Here is a 3,482-nt window from a genome sequence, read left to right as displayed (position 1 = left end):
CGGCCACGGCAGCGCGATTGCGAAAAATCGCAGGCGTGCGTCAGATCGGCGATCCATGGCAGCGACTGAGAGAGATTTCGGCCGAAGATCTGGCCCAGAAGGCGCAGGCAGAAAGCACCGAGGTGGCCGCCGTGATGCTGTCCAAGCTCGACACGGCCAAAGCCGCGCAATTGCTGGGGCACCTGCCCGGCCCCATTGCGCGACGCATCACCTATGCGATCTCCAAAACGGCCAATGTGACCCCCGAAGCGGTGGAACGGATCGGCTGGTCGCTGGCTGCTCAACTGGATCAACGCCCGTCGCAGGCGTTTTCCGATGGCCCCGGTGCGCGCGTGGGGGCGATCCTGAATCAATCGGCAGCCTCAACCCGCGACGGGTTGCTGACGGCCCTGAACGAAGAGGACGCCGAATTCGCAGACATTGTGCGTCAATCCATTTTCACCTTCGCGCACATCCCGGCCCGTATCGCCACACGCGATGTGCCCGCTATTCTGCGCGGGGTTGAACAAGCCAGCCTTGTCACTGCACTGGCTGGGGCCGCCGCTGACGATGACAAAGCCTCGGTTGAGTTCATCCTATCCAACATCTCCGCCCGTATGGCCGACAATCTGCGCGAAGAAATGGCTGAACGCGGGCGCGTCAAACAGTCCGAGGCCGAAGAGGCCATGACCGAAATCGTAGGCGCAATTCGCACCTTGGTAGACGATGGCACGCTGACATTGGTCGAGCCGGAAGAAGACGAAGACTGACCTCAACCGGCTGAGTGCTTGAGCTTGCCGGGCCGGGCCTGTATGTCTGGCCCAGCAAACGCAACACGCCGTGAGACACCTCCATGCCTGTCGAAAAGTCAGAGCTCAGCCGGTTTGAGCTTGGGAAATACTATGTCGCCAGTCTGTTCCTGAAAGGCGTGATCGGTGGCATGCGGTTGCTGCCCTATGGAACCCGCATCGGGGCAATGGGGACCTTGGTGCGCGGATTGGCCCCGTTGGTTGGGTTTCGCAAACGGGTCCGAGACAACCTGAAACTCACCTGCCCCGAGCTGTCAGAGCGTGACATTAACCGTATTTCGGCTGAGGTCTCGGACAACGCAGGTCGGGCCATGATGGAGCACTTCTCGCCCGAAGGGTTCACAGCGCGCCAACGCAACGCAAAGCTGTCCGGCCCCGGTGTCGCTGCTTTTGATGCCGCTGCCGCCGAGGGGCGACCGGTCATGATCATCGCCGCGCATTTCGGCCACTACCTCGCAACGCGGATCGCGCTGCAAGCCCGCAGCGGGCGCCCTCTGGGCTGCCTCTATCGTCGTATGGCCAACCCCTATTTCAATGAGGCCTATGTCGAAGCCTTCTACAAAACCGGCTCGCCCATGTTCGAACAGGGTCGGCGCGGAATGGTTGAGATGGTGCGCTCCCTCAAAGGGGGTGAGATGATCGCCATCGTCTCTGACTTGCATGTTCACGGCGGCGAGGAGTTGATGTTCTTTGGTAAGCCCGCCGTCACATCCGTTCTGAACGCCGAACTTGCGATGAAATTCAACGCGGTCATGATCCCCTGCTACGCGGTGCGCCAAGCCAATGGTCTGGATTTCGAAATCGTGATGCACGACCCGGTGCCGCATTCCGACCCCAAGACCATGACGCAATATATCAACGATGATCTGGAGCAGATGGTGCGCCAGCATATGGGTCAATGGTTCTGGATTCACCGCCGCTGGAAGGCGTGGAACGGGCTGGGTGTTCAGCCCGAAGATATGCCCTGATCACTTCGCATGCGCGGCCGCGATGATTGGACCGTGACCTGCCCGCTGCACCAGAACAACCGCTGGCAGGTCAGAATCCAACTGCGCTGAAAACGCCTGCTCGTTAGCCCCATCCCAGCGCCCGGCCATCTGCCAGCTTTCCACCACATTGGCATAGTCGAGCTCATGGCCCGCGAGCTCTCCACGCCGGATCGAGGCGTGACGCAGCGGCGTGTACTGGACGATCCGCACGTCATAGGTCTCTCCACCAGGCAAATCGATCGGCGTCACGCGCACCGTCACCTCTTGCCCCGAACGCTCAGCCTGCACTTCAGCAGTGGGCGCGGCGATCAGATGCGCCTTGATCAGCCGATCCAACTCCTGCACTTGCGCGCCAACCACGTCATGCCGCCCATTGATCACCATATGCGGCGTGTAGATCATCGACCGGCCACCATTGCGGGCATAGGCCCGCTGCCGCGTCGTATGATCAGGAATGGCGTATTCGTCCTTCCAGCCGATGTAATCCCAATAGTCCACATGCAGCGCCAGCCCGATCACGTCGTCGCGCTTGATCAGCTCGTGCAAAAGCCGATCCGCCGGGGGGCAGGATGAACACCCTTGCGAGGTAAACAACTCGATCACAACCGGATCCTCTTGCGCCGATACTGAAAAGGCGGCACAGGCGGATAGAATGGCGGCTGCTAGGGCGGATTTGAACATGAGTCCCCTCGGCTTGAAAATCATGCAAAACGGATAAACGTTTTGCTCTTCAAGCTCCAATCAAGGTTTCTTGAGACGAGGCAGTCCCTTGCTCTTGATTTTGCATACCACAGTATACACTTTCATCTTGTCAGTAACTGACGCTTGAACCCCGGACAAACGTGATCAAGATAAACCGCAACGAATCCCATTTTCCAAGTTATTTGAGAGGGAGGCCACAGGATGCCTATCAAAACCGGACAGGATACCGCCAAAACACGCCGCAGCCTGAGCGTGAATGGCAAAACCATTTCCTACTATTCCATCCCCGCCGCTCAAAAGGCCGGCCTGGGTGATTTCTCCAAGCTGCCCGCCGCGCTTAAAGTGGTGCTGGAAAACATGCTGCGCTTCGAGGATGACGGGTTCTCCGTCTCGGTCGACGACATCAAAGCATTTGCGGAATGGGGTGAGAACGGAGGCAAAAACCCGCGCGAGATCGCCTATCGCCCTGCCCGCGTGCTGATGCAGGATTTCACCGGTGTGCCTGCCGTGGTCGATCTGGCGGCCATGCGCGATGGGATCAAAGCTTTGGGCGGAGATGCGCAAAAAATCAATCCGCTAAACCCGGTGGATCTGGTCATCGACCACTCGGTCATGATTGACGAGTTCGGCAACCCGCGTGCGTTCCAGGTGAATGTGGACCGCGAATACGAGCGCAATATGGAGCGCTACCAGTTCCTGAAATGGGGTCAGAACGCGTTCAACAATTTCCGCGTCGTACCGCCTGGCACCGGCATCTGCCATCAGGTGAACCTAGAATATTTGGCCCAAACCGTTTGGACGGATACTGATCAGAACGGCGAAGAGGTCGCCTATCCCGACACCCTTGTCGGTACAGACAGCCACACCACCATGGTCAACGGCATGGCCGTTCTGGGATGGGGCGTCGGCGGGATTGAGGCAGAGGCAGCTATGCTCGGCCAGCCGATCTCGATGTTGATCCCCGAGGTTGTAGGCTTTGAACTGACCGGAGCGATGGTCGAGG

Annotated in this window: 4 protein-coding genes; 3 read left to right on the top strand and 1 reads right to left on the bottom strand. The window is 59.1% G+C overall.

Annotated elements, in window-relative coordinates:
• A partial coding sequence (locus ACR0E6_RS20695) for a FliG C-terminal domain-containing protein (RefSeq protein WP_480586845.1) occupies nt 1-749 on the top strand: 749 nt, incomplete at its 5' end.
• Between the two features lie 83 nt (nt 750-832).
• On the top strand, nt 833-1,756 hold the full coding sequence (locus tag ACR0E6_RS20690; RefSeq protein ID WP_480564003.1) for a lysophospholipid acyltransferase family protein: 924 nt from the start codon (nt 833-835) through the stop codon (nt 1,754-1,756).
• Here ACR0E6_RS20690 and ACR0E6_RS20685 read toward each other — a convergent pair whose 3' ends face one another.
• A complete protein-coding gene (locus ACR0E6_RS20685) occupies nt 1,757-2,458 on the bottom strand; it encodes a DUF1223 domain-containing protein (RefSeq protein WP_480564001.1) in 702 nt (233 codons plus the stop codon).
• 222 nt (nt 2,459-2,680) lie between these two features.
• On the opposite strand from ACR0E6_RS20685, the gene ACR0E6_RS20680 reads away from it, so the two are divergent.
• Nucleotides 2,681-3,482, top strand: an 802-nt coding sequence (locus ACR0E6_RS20680; RefSeq protein WP_480586842.1) for an aconitase family protein, incomplete at its 3' end; no start/stop codon positions are given.

The sequence above is a fragment of the Ruegeria sp. AP12 genome (assembly GCF_056540025.1).
The sequence above is the reverse complement of the archived record's forward strand: the minus strand, read 5'-3'. Positions and strand labels throughout refer to the sequence as shown.

Excerpts from the sequence above, each read along its gene's own strand:
- ACR0E6_RS20685 (WP_480564001.1), bottom strand. The coding sequence starts at position 2,458 with ATGTTCAAATCCGCCCTAGCAGCCGCCATTCTATCCGCCTGTGCCGCC.
- ACR0E6_RS20690 (WP_480564003.1), top strand. The coding sequence starts at position 833 with ATGCCTGTCGAAAAGTCAGAGCTCAGCCGGTTTGAGCTTGGGAAATAC.